The organism is Propionivibrio sp. (assembly GCF_041441355.1).
Taxonomy (GTDB): Bacteria; Pseudomonadota; Gammaproteobacteria; order Burkholderiales; family Rhodocyclaceae; genus Propionivibrio.
Genome location: NZ_JASDTF010000025.1, coordinates 1 through 15,693 on the forward strand (window position 1 = coordinate 1; position 15,693 = coordinate 15,693).

The 15,693-nt window shown below is 60.7% G+C and carries 12 protein-coding genes and 1 tRNA gene; all 13 read right to left on the bottom strand.

The window, feature by feature from the left end; translation table 11 throughout:
- Positions 1-77: 77 nt before the first annotated feature.
- Positions 78-2,171, bottom strand: coding sequence for an elongation factor G (fusA, locus tag QMB55_RS09550; RefSeq protein ID WP_497588468.1), 2,094 nt, complete (start codon positions 2,169-2,171; stop codon positions 78-80).
- A 69-nt stretch (positions 2,172-2,240) separates the two neighbouring features.
- On the bottom strand, positions 2,241-2,711 hold the full coding sequence (gene rpsG, locus QMB55_RS09555) for a 30S ribosomal protein S7 (RefSeq protein ID WP_497588469.1): 471 nt from the start codon (positions 2,709-2,711) through the stop codon (positions 2,241-2,243).
- 83 nt (positions 2,712-2,794) lie between these two features.
- Positions 2,795-3,172, bottom strand: a complete 378-nt coding sequence (gene rpsL / locus QMB55_RS09560; RefSeq protein ID WP_497588470.1) for a 30S ribosomal protein S12 — start codon at positions 3,170-3,172, stop codon at positions 2,795-2,797.
- A 168-nt stretch (positions 3,173-3,340) separates the two neighbouring features.
- On the bottom strand, positions 3,341-7,552 hold the full coding sequence (gene rpoC / locus QMB55_RS09565; protein ID WP_497588471.1) for a DNA-directed RNA polymerase subunit beta': 4,212 nt from the start codon (positions 7,550-7,552) through the stop codon (positions 3,341-3,343).
- A gap of 84 nt (positions 7,553-7,636) precedes the next feature.
- Positions 7,637-11,920: a DNA-directed RNA polymerase subunit beta gene (gene rpoB / locus QMB55_RS09570; protein ID WP_497588472.1), complete on the bottom strand. Its 4,284-nt coding sequence runs from the start codon at positions 11,918-11,920 to the stop codon at positions 7,637-7,639.
- Positions 11,921-12,163: 243 nt separating this feature from the next.
- Positions 12,164-12,538: a 50S ribosomal protein L7/L12 gene (rplL, locus tag QMB55_RS09575; RefSeq protein ID WP_497588473.1), complete on the bottom strand. Its 375-nt coding sequence runs from the start codon at positions 12,536-12,538 to the stop codon at positions 12,164-12,166.
- Between the two features lie 51 nt (positions 12,539-12,589).
- Positions 12,590-13,087: a 50S ribosomal protein L10 gene (gene rplJ, locus QMB55_RS09580; protein WP_497588474.1), complete on the bottom strand. Its 498-nt coding sequence runs from the start codon at positions 13,085-13,087 to the stop codon at positions 12,590-12,592.
- Between the two features lie 257 nt (positions 13,088-13,344).
- Positions 13,345-14,034 (bottom strand): 50S ribosomal protein L1, encoded by a 690-nt coding sequence (gene rplA / locus QMB55_RS09585; RefSeq protein WP_497588475.1) that lies wholly within the window; start codon positions 14,032-14,034, stop codon positions 13,345-13,347.
- A gap of 1 nt (position 14,035) precedes the next feature.
- Positions 14,036-14,467: a 50S ribosomal protein L11 gene (rplK, locus tag QMB55_RS09590; RefSeq protein ID WP_497588476.1), complete on the bottom strand. Its 432-nt coding sequence runs from the start codon at positions 14,465-14,467 to the stop codon at positions 14,036-14,038.
- Positions 14,468-14,589: 122 nt separating this feature from the next.
- Entirely contained in the window at positions 14,590-15,123 is a 534-nt protein-coding gene (gene nusG, locus QMB55_RS09595) for a transcription termination/antitermination protein NusG (protein WP_497588477.1), read from the bottom strand.
- Positions 15,123-15,473 carry a preprotein translocase subunit SecE gene (gene secE / locus QMB55_RS09600; protein ID WP_497588478.1) on the bottom strand — a complete coding sequence of 117 codons (351 nt, stop codon included), beginning with the start codon at positions 15,471-15,473 and terminating at the stop codon, positions 15,123-15,125. Before secE ends, nusG begins: the two co-directional genes overlap by 1 nt.
- Before the next feature lie 20 nt (positions 15,474-15,493).
- Positions 15,494-15,569: transfer RNA gene (locus tag QMB55_RS09605), tRNA-Trp, on the bottom strand.
- Positions 15,570-15,622: 53 nt separating this feature from the next.
- The coding region (locus QMB55_RS09610; protein ID WP_198525954.1) for an EF-Tu C-terminal domain-related protein at positions 15,623-15,693 on the bottom strand (71 nt) is incomplete at its 5' end.

Sequence of the window (15,693 nt, forward strand, 5' to 3'; positions counted from 1 at the left end):
AATCGTGCCGACGTTCACGTGCGGCTTCGTACGTTCAAATTTTGCCTTAGCCATTTTCTATCCTCGCAAAACCAAAGTTACTTCTTGTTGATCACGGCCTCGGCGACGTTCTTCGGCGCCTCGGCGTAGTGCTTGAATTCCATCGAATACGTGGCACGACCCTGCGACAGCGAACGGACCGTGGTCGCGTAACCGAACATCTCGGCCAGCGGCACCTCAGCCTTGATGGCCTTCATCCCGCCAGGCAGATCGTCCATCCCCTGAACGATGCCGCGACGACCCGAGAGGTCGCCCATGATGTTGCCCATGTAATCCTCGGGCGTCTCGACTTCGACCGACATCATCGGCTCGAGCAGCGTCGGCTGGGCCTTCTTCATACCTTCCTTGAAGGCCATCGAAGCCGCCATGCGGAATGCGTTTTCGTTCGAGTCAACGTCGTGGTACGAACCGTCGAACAGGGTGAACTTGATGTCCACGACCGGGAAGCCCGCCAACACGCCGCTCTTGATCGCGTCCTGAAGGCCCTTGTCGACCGCTGGGATGTACTCGCGCGGAACGGTTCCGCCCTTGATGGCGTCGACGAACTCGTAGCCCTTGCCCGCCTCGTTCGGCTCGATCTTGAGCCAGACGTGACCGAACTGACCCCGACCGCCGGACTGCTTGACGAACTTGCCTTCCTGCTCGACCAACTTCTTGATGCATTCGCGGTAAGCCACCTGCGGCGCACCAACGTTGGCTTCGACGTTGAATTCGCGCTTCATGCGGTCGACGATGATCTCGAGGTGAAGTTCGCCCATGCCCGAGATAATGGTCTGGCCCGACTCTTCGTCGGTGCGAACGCGGAACGACGGATCTTCCTGTGCCAGACGACCCAGGGCGATACCCATCTTTTCTTGGTCGCTCTTGGTCTTCGGCTCGACGGCGATGTGAATCACCGGCTCCGGGAAAACCATGCGCTCAAGCGTGATCTCAGCGTCCGGATCACACAGCGTTTCACCCGTCGTAACTTCGCGCAAACCGACGCAGGCCGCGATGTCACCCGCGCGAACCTCCTTGATTTCCTCGCGGTTGTTGGCGTGCATCTGCAGAATCCGGCCGATGCGCTCTTTCTTGCCCTTGACCGGGTTGTAGATGGTCATCCCCGACTCGAGAACCCCCGAATAAACGCGGATGAAGGTCAGCTGGCCGACGTACGGGTCAGTCATCAGCTTGAACGCCAGGGCCGAGAACTTCTCGTCGTCGGAAGCATTACGGGAGGCCGGCTGCTCGCGGTCGTCCTCACCGGCAACCGGCGGAATATCGACCGGCGACGGCAGCAGTTCAATGACCGCGTCGAGCATGCGCTGCACGCCCTTGTTCTTGAACGCAGTACCGCAAAGCATCGGCTGGATTTCGCAAGCGATCGTGCGCTGACGCAAGCCCTGAATGATCTCAGCCTCGCTCAACTCTCCCTGCTCGAGGTACTGATTCATCAGATCCTCGGAAGCCTCGGCTGCGGACTCGACCATCTTGGCACGCCACTCATCGGCCAGACCTTGCAGCTCGACGGGAACGTCCTGGTATTCGAACTTCATACCCTGGGACGCCTCGTCCCAGATGATCGCCTTCATCTTGATGAGGTCGATGACGCCAGCAAAGGTGTCTTCCTTGCCGATCGGAATCACGATCGGCACCGGGCTCGCCTTCAGGCGAGTCTGCATCTGGTCGACAACCTTGAAGAAGTCGGCCCCTTGGCGGTCCATCTTGTTCACGAAGGCCAGACGCGGCACTTTGTATTTGTTGGCCTGGCGCCAGACGGTTTCCGACTGCGGCTGCACGCCACCCACGGCACAATAGACCATGCAGGCGCCGTCCAGGACGCGCATCGAGCGCTCGACTTCAATCGTGAAGTCGACGTGCCCCGGGGTGTCGATGATATTGAACCGGTGCTCGGGATAGCTTCTGTCCATCCCCTTCCAGAAGCAGGTCGTCGCGGCCGACGTAATGGTGATGCCGCGCTCTTGCTCCTGCTCCATCCAGTCCATGGTGGCCGCGCCATCATGAACTTCGCCGAGCTTGTGGTTAACACCGGTGTAGAAAAGGATGCGCTCGGTCGTAGTGGTTTTGCCGGCGTCGATGTGCGCGCTAATACCGATATTGCGGTAGCGCTCGATGGGTGTTTTGCGTGCCACGATAGTAAGCCTTCGCTGATAAAGAACGAGCGCCGACGGCTAGGCCGCCGGCGAGGAACATACTCCGAATCAGAAGCGGAAATGCGCGAACGCCTTGTTGGCGTCGGCCATACGATGCACTTCGTCGCGCTTCTTGACGGCGCCACCGCGGTTCTCGGCGGCTTCGAGCATCTCAGCAGCAAGACGCTGGCCCATCGACTTTTCCGAACGTTTGCGCGCTGCTTCGCGCAGCCAGCGCATGGCCAGCGCCATACGACGGTTCGGGCGCACTTCGACCGGAACCTGGTAGTTAGCGCCACCAACACGACGGCTCTTGACTTCGACCAGCGGCTTCACATTGCCCATCGCCAGACCGAAGACCTCGACCGGGTCCTTACCAGACTTGGTGGAGATGATGTCGAATGCACCATAGACGATGCGCTCGGCAACCGACTTCTTGCCGCTGAGCATGATGGTGTTGATGAACTTGGAAACTTCAACGTTGCCGAACTTAGGATCCGGCAGGATATCGCGCTTGGGTACTTCGCGACGACGGGGCATATCAACCTCTCAATAATCAATTCAGTTGAAGGGAAAATCCCTTCTCGGCCGCCCAAAGGAACGACCACTTACTCGGACTGCGATTAGGCAGCCTTCGGACGCTTCGTGCCGTACTTCGAACGGCTCTGCTTCCGATCCTTGACGCCCTGAGTATCGAGCGAGCCACGGACCGTGTGATAGCGCACACCCGGCAAGTCCTTCACACGACCGCCGCGAATCAGCACGACCGAGTGTTCTTGCAGGTTGTGGCCTTCACCGCCGATGTACGAAATGACCTCGAAGCCATTGGTCAGACGAACTTTACAGACCTTACGCAGAGCAGAGTTCGGCTTCTTCGGCGTGGTGGTGTACACACGGGTGCACACGCCGCGCTTCTGAGGACAATTCTCCAGCGCCGGAACTTTGCTCTTGGCACGCACCGCTTCACGCGGCTTACGCACCAACTGGTTGATGGTTGGCATATTTCTATCCCTAATTACAGCTGCCCGCACGTAGAACCGACGTACTTACAGCCCAAATGGCCAAGGCGGAATCGCTTCCGCCCCGACCGTTTTTTTATAACTGACAGAGGCAATGATTAGCCTTTGCCAAGAAAGACCCGAGATTCTAGGTCCAAATCAAACCTTGAGTCAACCGACCAAGGGTTCCTGCTTGTCCTCACCGACCGGGGCTGCGTCGACGAAAACTGATTGCTCTTCAACAAGATCCGGGTTGTTCGCGTTCTGCTTGCGCATGCGATGGTAGGCCAGACCTGTGCCCGCCGGGATCAGACGACCGACGATCACGTTTTCCTTCAGGCCGCGCAACTCGTCGCGCTTGCCCATGATCGCGGCTTCGGTCAGCACGCGAGTCGTCTCCTGGAAGGAAGCGGCTGAGATGAACGAATCGGTCGACAGCGAGGCTTTGGTAATCCCCAGCAGAACCGGCTCCCAGACCGCCGGCAGCTTGCCTTCAGCGGCCATGCGATCGTTTTCGTCGAGCAGATGCGCTTTTTCCACTTGCTCGCCACGGATGAACTTGGTCTCGCCCGGATCGACCACGAAAGCGCGACGCAACATCTGGCGGACAATGACTTCGATGTGCTTGTCGGCGATCTTCACGCCCTGCAGACGATAGACGTCCTGAACCTCATCGGTGATGTACACCGACAGTGCCTCGACGCCTTGCAGACGCAGGATGTCGTGCGGGTCCGGCGCGCCGTCAACGATCAATTCGCCCTTGTTCACCACCTGGCCGTCGTGCACCAGCACGTGCTTGTCTTTCGGAATCAGGTACTCGTGAGTCACGCCATCGAGGTCGGTGATGACCAAGCGCTGCTTGCCCTTGGTGTCCTTGCCGAAAGAAACGGTCCCGGTGAATTCGGCCAGCATGCCAGCGTCCTTCGGGGTACGGGCTTCGAACAACTCGGCGACTCGCGGCAGACCGCCGGTAATGTCGCGGGTCTTGGCCGATTCCTGCGGCAGACGTGCCAACACGTCGCCGACCGAAATTTGCTGCCCATCGACCACGTTGATGATCGCGCCAACCTGGAAGGTGATGGTGACCGCGTGATCGCTGCCGTGCATGCGCACTTCTTCGCCGCTGGCGTCGAACAGCTTGATCTGCGGGCGCAAGCCCTTGCTCGGCGCCTTGCCGCCGCGCTTCGGATCGATGACCACCAGCGTCGACAGACCGGTCACTTCGTCGATCTGCTTGGCCACCGTCACACCTTCTTCGACGTTTTCGAACTTGGCGAGACCAGCGTATTCGGCGATGATCGGACGGGTGTGCGGATCCCAGGTCGCCAGCTTGGTGCCGGCCTTGACCTGCTGCCCGTCGGCCACTTGCAGCGTCGAGCCGTACGGCACTTTGTGCTTTTCGCGTTCGCGACCGTTATCATCGGCGATGACGACTTCACCCGAACGGGTAATGACGATCTTCTCACCCTTCGCGCTGGTCACGTAACGCATCGTGGCGGTAAAGCGCACGACGCCTGAACTCTTGGTCTCGACCTGGCTCGCCACCGCAGCACGCGAAGCCGCGCCACCGACGTGGAAGGTCCGCATGGTCAGCTGAGTACCCGGTTCGCCAATCGACTGAGCAGCGATGACACCGACCGCCTCGCCGACGTTCACCGGCGTGCCGCGCCCGAGGTCGCGGCCATAGCACTTGGCGCACAGGCCGTAGCGGGTGTCGCAGGTCAGCGGCGTGCGCACCTTGACTTCGTCGATGCCGAGCTGGTCGATCAGGTCGCAGAGATCTTCATCGATCAAGGTGCCAGCGTCGATCACCGTTTCGTCGGTTTCCGGATTGACGACATCGTAGACGGTGACGCGGCCGAGGATTCGTTCGCGCAGCGCCTCGATGACTTCACCACCCTCGATCAGGGCCTTCATCGTCACGCCGTTCTCGGTGCCGCAGTTGTCCTCGATGACCACGAGGTCCTGCGTCACGTCGACCAGACGACGGGTCAGGTAACCCGAGTTCGCGGTCTTCAGTGCGGTATCGGCCAGACCCTTACGCGCGCCGTGCGTCGAGATGAAGTACTGAAGAACGTTCAGGCCTTCACGGAAGTTGGTGGTAATCGGCGTTTCGATAATCGAGCCGTCCGGCTTGGCCATCAGGCCGCGCATCCCGGCCAGCTGACGAATCTGCGCTGCGGAACCCCGGGCGCCCGAATCCGCCATCATGTAGATCGAGTTGAACGACTCTTGCTTGACGGTATTGCCGTGGCGATCGACAACTTCTTCATGGCCCAACTGCTCCATCATGACCTTGGCCACCTGATCGCCGGTACGGCCCCAGATGTCGACCACCTTGTTGTAGCGCTCGCCGTTGGTCACGAGACCGTTGGTGTACTGGTTCTCGATTTCCTTCACTTCACGTTCAGCTGCGGCAATGATCTCGCTCTTCTGGCGCGGCACGAGCATGTCGTCCGCACAGATCGAGATGCCGGCACGCGTTGCCAGACGGTAGCCGTTCTGCATCAGCTTGTCGGCGAAAATCACCGTTTCCTTCAAGCCGCAGCGACGGAAGGCGTTGTTGATCAGCTTGGAGATTTCCTTCTTTTTCAGCGGACGGTCAAGCACGCTGAACGGCAGCCCCTTGGGCAGAATCTCCGACAGCAGCGCGCGACCGGCCGTCGTCTGATAACGGGTCAGCTTTTCCTGCCAGCCGTTGTTTTCGCTGCGCACGTACTCCTTGATCCGCACCGAGACCTTCGCGTGGATGTCGAGGGAGCCCGACTGCATGGCCCGCGTCACTTCAGCCAGATCCGAGAAGACCATCCCTTCGCCCTTGGCGTTGGTGCGCTCACGGGTGGCGTAGTAGAGCCCGAGCACGATGTCCTGTGAAGGAACGATGATCGGCTCGCCGTTGGCCGGCGAGAGCACGTTGTTCGACGCCAGCATCAGCGTCCGCGCTTCCATCTGTGCTTCGAGCGACAGCGGCACGTGCACGGCCATCTGGTCACCGTCGAAGTCGGCGTTGAACGCCGCACAGACGAGCGGGTGCAGCTGGATGGCTTTGCCTTCGATCAGGGTCGGTTCGAAGGCCTGGATGCCGAGGCGGTGCAGCGTCGGCGCCCGGTTGAGCATGATTGGATGCTCGCGGATGACTTCCTCCAGGATGTCCCAGACCACCGGCTCCTGGGTCTCGACCATCTTCTTGGCCTGCTTGATGGTCGTCGCCAGGCCCATGATTTCGAGACGGTTGAAGATGAAGGGCTTGAACAGCTCAAGCGCCATCAGCTTCGGCAAGCCGCACTGGTGCAGCTTGAGCTGCGGGCCGACCACGATGACCGAACGGCCCGAGTAGTCGACGCGCTTACCGAGCAGGTTCTGACGGAAGCGGCCGCCCTTGCCCTTGATCATGTCAGCCAGCGACTTGAGCGGACGCTTGTTGGCGCCGGTCATGGCCTTGCCGCGACGGCCGTTGTCGAGCAGCGAGTCGACGGCTTCCTGCAGCATGCGCTTTTCGTTGCGCACGATGATTTCGGGGGCCTTGAGCTCGAGCAGACGCTTCAGACGGTTGTTGCGGTTGATGACCCGGCGATAGAGGTCGTTCAGATCCGAGGTCGCGAAACGACCGCCATCCAGCGGCACCAGCGGGCGCAGGTCGGGCGGCAGCACCGGCAGAACTTCGAGGATCATCCACTCGGGCTTGATGCCCGACTTCTGGAAGCCTTCGAGGATCTTGAGGCGCTTGGAGAACTTCTTACTCTTGGTTTCCGAGGTCGTCGTCTCGAGTTCGGCGCGCAGGCGGTCGATCTCGCTGTTGACGTCGAGCGAGCGCAGCAGTTCGCGCACGCCTTCGGCACCCATGGCGGCACGGAAGTCGTCGCCGTGCTCTTCCATCAGCTCCAGACACTGCTCTTCGGTAAGCAGCTGGCCGCGCTGCAGATGGGCCACCATGCCCGGATCGCAAACGACGTAGGCTTCGAAGTACAGGACCCGTTCGATGTCGCGCAGGGTCATGTCAAGCACCATCCCGAGACGGCTCGGGAGGCTCTTCAGGAACCAGATGTGGGCGACCGGCGAAGCCAGTTCGATGTGCGCCATGCGCTCACGCCGCACCTTGGACAGCGTCACTTCGACGCCGCACTTCTCACAAATGACACCGCGGTGCTTCAGGCGCTTGTACTTGCCGCACAGGCACTCGTAATCCTTGATCGGTCCGAAAATCTTGGCGCAGAACAGACCATCGCGCTCCGGCTTGAAGGTGCGATAGTTGATCGTTTCCGGCTTCTTGACCTCGCCGTACGACCACGAGCGAATCTTCTCGGGGGAGGCAAGGCCGATGGTAATCGCGTCGAATTGCTCTTCTTGCGTTACCTGTTTGAACAAATCAAGCAGTGCTTTCATCTTTCACTCCATTCGGGGTGAGAACCCTAATTCCATTGGTCGCCGCCGCAGCGGCGACCGTCATTCCGTGGCCGAGGCCTACGCTCAGTAGCGCTCCAGATCGATGTCGATCGCCAGCGAGCGGATTTCCTTGACCAGCACGTTGAACGACTCCGGCATGCCTGCGTCGATCTTGTGGTCGCCCTTGACGATGCTCTCGTAGACCTTGGTCCGGCCGTTCACGTCGTCAGACTTGACGGTCAGCATTTCCTGCAGGACATACGAGGCGCCGTAGGCTTCCAGTGCCCAGACTTCCATTTCACCGAAACGCTGGCCGCCGAACTGGGCTTTACCGCCGAGCGGCTGCTGCGTCACCAGCGAGTACGGACCGGTCGAACGGGCGTGCATCTTGTCGTCGACAAGGTGGTGCAGCTTGAGCATGTGCATGTAGCCCACCGTCACCTTACGCTCGAACTGCTCGCCAGTACGGCCGTCGAAGAGGGTCATCTGACCCGACTCCGGCATTCCGGCCAGGCGCAGCATTTCCTTGATTTCCTCTTCCTTGGCGCCGTCGAAAACTGGCGTCGCGAAGGGCACGCCCGCTTCAAGGTTGCCCGACATCTCGATGATCTCGGCATCGGTCAGCGAAGCGATGTCTTCCGGCTTGCCGTTGGTGTTGTACACCTTGTCCAGGAACCCGCGCAGTTCTTGCGCGCTCGCCTGACGGCGCATCATCTCGCCGATCCGGAAGCCGAGCCCCTTGGCCGCGAGACCAAGGTGAACTTCCAGCACCTGACCGATGTTCATCCGCGACGGAACGCCGAGCGGGTTGAGAACGATGTCCACCGGGCGGCCATCGGCCATGTAGGGCATGTCCTCGACCGGGACGATGCGTGACACGACCCCCTTGTTCCCGTGGCGGCCGGCCATCTTGTCACCCGACTGCAGACGGCGCTTGACGGCCACGTAGACCTTGACCATCTTCTGCACGCCCGGGGGCAGTTCGTCGCCCTGGGTGAGCTTCTTGCGCTTTTCTTCGAACGCGACGTCGAAGTCCTTGCGCGTCTGCTCCAGACCTTCGCGCAGCGACTCGAGCTGCTGGGCGACATCGTCATCGGCCATGCGAATGTCGAACCAGTTGTGCGGCTCGATACCATCCAGGTAATCCTTGGCGATGGTCGTGCCCTTGGTCAGACGCTTCGGACCACCGTTGGCCACCTTACCGACGATCAGACGCTCAACACGGGCGAACGCGTCGCGTTCGACGATGCGCAGCTGGTCGGCCAAGTCAAGCTTGTAGCCACGCAGGTGGTCGTCGATGATCGACTGAGCGCGCTTGTCGCGCTCGATGCCTTCACGCGTGAACACCTGCACATCGATGACCGTTCCGGCGATCCCGGAGGGCACACGCAGCGAGGTATCCTTCACGTCGGACGCCTTCTCGCCGAAGATCGCGCGCAGCAGCTTCTCTTCAGGCGTCAGCTGGGTTTCGCCCTTCGGCGTCACCTTACCGACGAGCACGTCGCCGGCTTCGACTTCGGCACCGATGTAGACGATGCCCGAGTCATCCAGACGCGACAGCTGGGCTTCGCCGAGCGAAGCGATGTCGCGAGTGATTTCTTCCGGCCCGAGCTTGGTGTCGCGCGCGACGACCGTCAGTTCCTCGATATGGATCGAGGTAAAGCGATCTTCGGAAACCACACGCTCGGAGATCAGGATCGAGTCTTCGAAGTTGTAGCCGTTCCAGGGCATGAACGCGATCAGCATGTTCTGCCCGAGCGCCAGCTCGCCCTTGTCGGTCGAAGCGCCGTCGGCCACCACGTCGCCCTTGGCGATGATGTCGCCCACGCGCACCATCGGTCGCTGGTTGATGTTGGTGTTCTGGTTGGAACGAGTGTACTTCACCAGGTTGTAGATATCGACGCCGACCTCACCCGCCACCGTCTCGTCGTCGTGCACCCGCACGACGACGCGCGAGGCATCCACGTAGTCGACCACGCCGCCACGCAGCGCCTGGACGGCGGTGCCAGAGTCGACTGCCACGGTGCGCTCGATACCGGTCCCGACGACCGGCTTTTCCGGGCGCAGACAAGGCACGGCCTGACGTTGCATGTTGGCGCCCATCAGCGCACGGTTCGCGTCGTCGTGCTCAAGGAACGGAATCAGCGACGCAGCGACCGAGACGATCTGCCCCGGCGCGACGTCCATGTACTGCACGCGCGACGGCTCGGCCAGGATGGTTTCACCCTTTTCACGGCAGGTCACGAGCTCGTCGATCAGCGTTCCGTTCGCATCAAGCGCAGCGTTGGCCTGAGCGACGATGTAGGCACCTTCCTCGATCGCAGAGAGATACTCGATCTCGTTCGTCACCTTGCCGTCGGCGACCTTGCGGTAGGCCGTTTCCAGGAAGCCGTACTCGTTGGTACGGGCAAACAGCGCCAGTGAGTTGATCAGGCCGATGTTCGGACCTTCCGGCGTTTCGATCGGGCAGACGCGGCCGTAATGGGTCGGATGCACGTCGCGCACTTCGAAGCCGGCGCGTTCGCGCGTCAGACCGCCCGGGCCGAGCGCCGAAACGCGGCGCTTGTGGGTAATCTCGGAGAGCGGGTTGGTCTGGTCCATGAACTGCGACAGCTGGCTGGACCCGAAGAACTCGCGCACCGCAGCGCTGATCGGCTTGGCGTTGATCAAGTCGTGCGGCATCAGGTTTTCAGACTCAGCCTGCGACAGGCGCTCCTTGACGGCGCGCTCAACGCGGACGAGGCCGGCGCGGAACTGGTTCTCGGCCAGTTCCCCGACTGAACGCACGCGGCGGTTGCCAAGGTGGTCGATGTCGTCGATGTCGCCGCGACCGTTGCGCAGTTCGACCAGAATCTTGATCACTTCGACGATGTCGCGCGGCGACAGCGTCAGCTGTTCGCGCACTTCACCCGAGACGCCGAGCCCCTTGAGTTTTTCCAGCAGGGCGGCGCCCTCGCCTTCGGTCAGGTTTTCAGCGATCGCCCGCATGCCATAGAAGAGCTCGCCGATCATGGTTTCGACGGTTTCCGGCGTGCCGCCGGCAACCTCGATGATCGAGCCGACAATGGCCTCGTGCTTGGCCGGCACCTGCTTGACCATCACCTTGTATTCGATGACGTCCTTGCGACCAACACGACGATTGAACTTCATCCGGCCGACGCCCGACAGATCGTAACGCTCGTCGGAGTAGAACAGACCGTTGAACAGCAGCTCGACGGCTTCGTCCGTGGGCGGCTCGCCGGGCCGCATCATGCGGTAGATGGCGACGCGCGCAGCCTGGCGCGAGGCCGTCTCGTCGCTGCGCAGCGTCTGCGAAATGAAGCCGCCGCGGTCGAGATCGTTGATGTAGAGGGTCTGGACTTCTTCGATCCCAGCGGCAACCAGCTTGCCGAGCAGCGAATCGGTGATCTCGTCGTTGGCGTTGGCGAGAACTTCACCGGTTTCGGTATCGATGATGTTCTGGGCAATCGTCCGGCCGATGATGAAATCCTCGGGCACGGCGATCTGCTTGATCCCCGCAGCATCGAGTTCGCGGATGTGCTTGGCGGTGATGCGCTTGTCTTTGGCAACAATGACCTTGCCGGTGCGATCGCAAAAATCGAAGCGCGCCACTTCACCGCGCAGACGCTCGGGAACAAGGTGGAATTCAACACCCTTCTTGCTGATGCGGAAGGTGTCGAACTCGAAGAATTCGCGCAGGATCTGTTCGGGCGTGAGGCCAATGGCCTTGAGCAGCGTAGTCACCGGCATCTTGCGGCGACGGTCGACGCGGAAGAAGAGGACGTCCTTCGGATCGAATTCGAAGTCGAGCCACGAACCGCGGTAGGGAATCACGCGCGCCGAGAAGAGCAGCTTGCCGGAGCTGTGCGTTTTGCCGCGGTCGTGTTCGAAGAAGACGCCAGGCGAACGGTGCAGCTGTGAAACGATGACACGCTCGGTTCCGTTGATCACGAAAGAACCGGTGGTGGTCATGAGCGGGATTTCGCCCATGTACATTTCCTGTTCCTTGACCTCTTTCACCGTGTCCGGATTCTCGCGGTCCATGATGACCAGACGCACCTTGGCGCGCAGTGCCGAGGCGAAGGTCAGGCCGCGCTGCTGACATTCTTTGACGTCGAACGCGGGTTCAGCCAGTGCATAACTGACGAACTCGAGGCGCGCATTGCCGCTGTGGCTGACAATCGGGAAAATCGAGGAAAACGCCGCCTGCAAGCCTTGATTCTTGCGTTGTGCCGGGGGCACAGCCGCCTGCAGGAAAGCCGTAAACGACTCCAACTGCGTGGCAAGCAAGAACGGAACGTCAAGCACGCTGGCGCGCTTGGCGAAACTCTTGCGGATACGTTTTTTCTCGGTGTAGGAGTAGGTCATGGTCGCTCCGAGCTCAGAAAGCAAAATCCATTCGCGCCTCCCGGCCGACCTTACGTCGACCGGTACGCAACGGACAAACATAAACGCAAACGGTGCCGCACATTTTCTTCATCAACCGTATTGCCCTTACATTTGCACGCTGCCGCGCATTATTGTCTTGCAGCCGGAAAGCCTTGCTTTCCGATCAAACACAAATGGGCCGGCCGCTTTTTTGAGCGGCCAGCCCACCTGAAACAGGCGAGATTACTTGATCTCGACCTTGGCGCCGGCATCCTCGAGCTGCTTCTTGAGCGCTTCGGCGTCGGCCTTGGCAATGGCTTCCTTGACGGGCTTCGGGGCGCCGTCGACGAGGTCCTTGGCTTCCTTGAGGCCCAGGCCGGTCGCCGCACGGACAACCTTGATGACCTCGACTTTCTTGTCGCCAGCGGCGAGCAGCATGACCGTGAATTCGGTCTGCTCTTCGGCGGCAGCAGCTGCTGCGCCAGCGCCCGGGGCGGCAACCGCCATGGCGGCGGCGGAAACGCCGAACTTCTCTTCGAACGCCTTCACGAGGTCGTTCAGTTCCATAACCGTCATGCTGCCAACGGCTTCGAGGATGTCTTCTTTGGTGATAGCCATAATCGTTAAACTCCTAAATCTGGATTCGTAAAAAAGCAGTCAGTGGCGAACTCAGGCAGTAGCGCCTTCGCGTTGCTTGGCGAGCTGGCCCAGTGCGACGGCGAAGCCGGAAACCGGCGCCTTCATCACACCCAGCAGCTTGGCCAGCAGTTCATCGCGGCTCGGGATCGAGGCCAGGGCTTGCACACCGGCTTTATCGAGCACCTTACCCGCGTACGAACCCGCCTTGAGCACCAGCTTGTCGTTGGTCTTGGCGAACTCGTTGAGCACCTTGGCCGCGGCAACGGGATCCTCGGAAATGGCGTAAATCAGCGGACCCGTCATGTGACCGGCGAGGTCGGCAAAGGGGCTGCCGGCCACCGCACGGCGGACCAGGGTGTTCTTCAGCACGCGGAGATAAACGCCAGACTTGCGAGCCTGAGCACGCAGCTTGGTGAGGTGAGTCACCTCGATCCCGCTGTACTCAGCCACGACGATCGTCTGGGCATTGGCCACCTGCGCCGACACCTCAGCCACGACGGCTTTTTTGTCATCAAGATTGAGACCCATGGGTCTTTCCTCCTATCAAGTCAACACACGAAGCGACCACTTCGCCGCTTCGCACCCACGGCGACCTGAAACAAGAGCACCCGGTCCCTGGGGACGAGGCAAAATCCTGTTCGGGAACACCGTCTACGCAGGCCGTTTTAGGCGCTTAAACCCGGAATCCGGGCACCTGCGGTCTTTGACGATCTGCCGGTCGATAAACAAAAAACGATCGGCAGCCCAAAGTAATGCAGCGGGCCACAAGGGCCCGCTTGAAACTGTTACAGCGTTGCGGCGTCGACGCGGATGCCGGGGCCCATGGTGCTGGACACGGCGATCTTGCGCAGATACTGGCCCTTCGAGGCGGCGGGCTTGGCCTTGACCAGCGCATCAACCAGCGCCTTCAGGTTTTCCTGCAGCTTTTCCGGGGCGAACGAGGCACGACCGATCGTGCTGTGCACGATGCCGCCCTTGTCGGTACGGTACTGGACCTGACCGGCCTTGGCATTGCCGACGGCGGTGGTGACATCCATCGTCACGGTACCAACCTTCGGGTTCGGCATCAGGCCACGCGGACCAAGGATTTGACCGAGCTGGCCGACCACACGCATCGCGTCCGGCGTGGCGATGACCACGTCGAAGTTGATGTTGCCAGCCTTGACTTCAGCGGCGAGGTCGTCGAAACCGACGATGTCGGCACCGGCGGCCTTGGCGGCTTCAGCCTTATCGCCCTGGGCGAAAACGGCGACGCGCACGGTCTTACCGGTACCGGCCGGCAGAACGACCGAACCACGCACCAGCTGATCCGATTTGCGCGGGTCGATGCCGAGGCTAACGGCCACGTCGATCGACTCGTCGAACTTGGCGGTAGCGAATTCCTTGGCCAGCGACAGCGCATCGACGACCGCGTAGTTCTTGCTGCGATCGACCTTGCCCTGAACAGCCTTCTGACGCTTGCTCAACTTAGCCATCTCAGAGGCCCTCCACGGTGATGCCCATAGAACGGGCGCTGCCGGCGATCGTACGCACGGCCGCATCCATGTCAGCGGCGGTCAGATCGGGCATCTTCTGGGTTGCAATGGCTTCGCACTGGGCGCGGGTCAGCTTGCCAACCTTATCGGTATGGGGCTTCGGGCTACCCTTCTGGATGCCGGCGGCCTTCTTGATCAGAATGGTGGCCGGCGGGGTCTTCATGATGAAGGTGAAGCTCTTGTCCGCGTAAGCCGTGATGACCACCGGAATCGGCAGGCCGGGCTCGACGCCCTGCGTCTGGGCGTTGAACGCCTTGCAGAATTCCATGATGTTCAGGCCGCGCTGACCGAGCGCCGGACCGATGGGGGGCGAAGGATTGGCCTTGCCCGCCGGCACTTGCAGCTTGATGAAGCCGACAATTTTCTTTGCCACGGTAAAACTCCTATAAACGGGTTCGAACGCGCCGCGACGGCGCTCCCCAACGACAAACGCGACCCTCGGGTCGCACTACAGCATCACGCCGGCAAGCGCCGGCATGATGAATTCTTTTCAACTCAAGCCTTCTCGACCTGACCAAACTCCAACTCGACGGGCGTCGAACGACCAAAGATCGTGACCGAAACCCGCAAGCGACTTTTCTCGTAATTAACGTGCTCGACGCTGCCGTGGAAGTCGGTAAACGGACCTTCCTTGACCCGAACCACTTCACCCGGCTCGAACAGCACCTTCGGACGCGGCTTCTCGACGCCATCCTGCATCTGCTGCATGATCTTTTCGACTTCCTTCTCGGAAATCGGCGTCGGCTTGTTGGCCGTCCCACCTACGAAACCGGTCACCTTCGGCGTGCTCTTCACGAGGTGCCAGCTCTCGTCGTTCATTTCCATCTCGACGAGAACGTAGCCCGGGAAGAACTTGCGCTCAGAGATGCTCTTCTGGCCCGAGCGCAGTTCGACGACTTCTTCGACCGGCACCAAGATGCGACCGAACGCATCCTGCATACCGTGCCGGGCAACACGCTCGATCAAGGCGCGCTGAACGCTCTTTTCGAAGCCGGAATAGGCATGCACGACATACCAGCGCTTGCTCATCACTTTCTCCAGCCCAGAATCAGATCGTAGAGCACCCATTCGAGGCTCTTGTCAGCCACCCAAAGGAAGAGCGCCATGATGACCGCGAAGGCAAAAACCAGACCGGTCGTCTGCAAGGTTTCCTTGCGCGTCGGCCAAACCACTTTCTTGGCTTCGGCCACGGCTTCCTTGCCAAAACCAAAAAACTGCTGCCCAGGCTCAGTCTTCCATGCGACCGCGGTCGAAACGCCGAGACCGAGCAACACGGAAAGCACACGCAGGATCATCGCCTGCTCGGAGAGCAGGTAATAGCCCGCCAGCCCTGCCACCAGAAGCAACAGAGCCACTGCGAACTTGAATTTATCGGCCATACGTCAGCTAACCAGAGAGATGGCAGGGGCAGAGGGTCTCGAACCCCCAACCTTCGGTTTTGGAGACCGACGCTCTGCCAATTGAGCTATGCCCCTGCAGCAGAGACTACAGGCGCGCCACACAGGCAGCGCGCCAGGATTGGAACGAATTACTCGATGATTTTAGCGACGACGCCGGCGCCGACGGTACGACCGCCTTCACGGATGGCGAAGCGCAGAC

Bases quoted from the DNA above. Each gene is read 5' to 3' on its own strand.
- rpsG (WP_497588469.1), bottom strand. From the start codon at position 2,711: ATGCCCCGTCGTCGCGAAGTACCCAAGCGCGATATCCTGCCGGATCCT.
- rpsL (WP_497588470.1), bottom strand. From the start codon at position 3,172: ATGCCAACCATCAACCAGTTGGTGCGTAAGCCGCGTGAAGCGGTGCGT.
- rpoC (WP_497588471.1), bottom strand. From the start codon at position 7,552: ATGAAAGCACTGCTTGATTTGTTCAAACAGGTAACGCAAGAAGAGCAA.
- rpoB (WP_497588472.1), bottom strand. From the start codon at position 11,920: ATGACCTACTCCTACACCGAGAAAAAACGTATCCGCAAGAGTTTCGCC.
- rplL (WP_497588473.1), bottom strand. From the start codon at position 12,538: ATGGCTATCACCAAAGAAGACATCCTCGAAGCCGTTGGCAGCATGACG.
- rplJ (WP_497588474.1), bottom strand. From the start codon at position 13,087: ATGGGTCTCAATCTTGATGACAAAAAAGCCGTCGTGGCTGAGGTGTCG.
- rplA (WP_497588475.1), bottom strand. From the start codon at position 14,034: ATGGCTAAGTTGAGCAAGCGTCAGAAGGCTGTTCAGGGCAAGGTCGAT.
- nusG (WP_497588477.1), bottom strand. From the start codon at position 15,123: ATGAGCAAGCGCTGGTATGTCGTGCATGCCTATTCCGGCTTCGAAAAG.
- secE (WP_497588478.1), bottom strand. From the start codon at position 15,473: ATGGCCGATAAATTCAAGTTCGCAGTGGCTCTGTTGCTTCTGGTGGCA.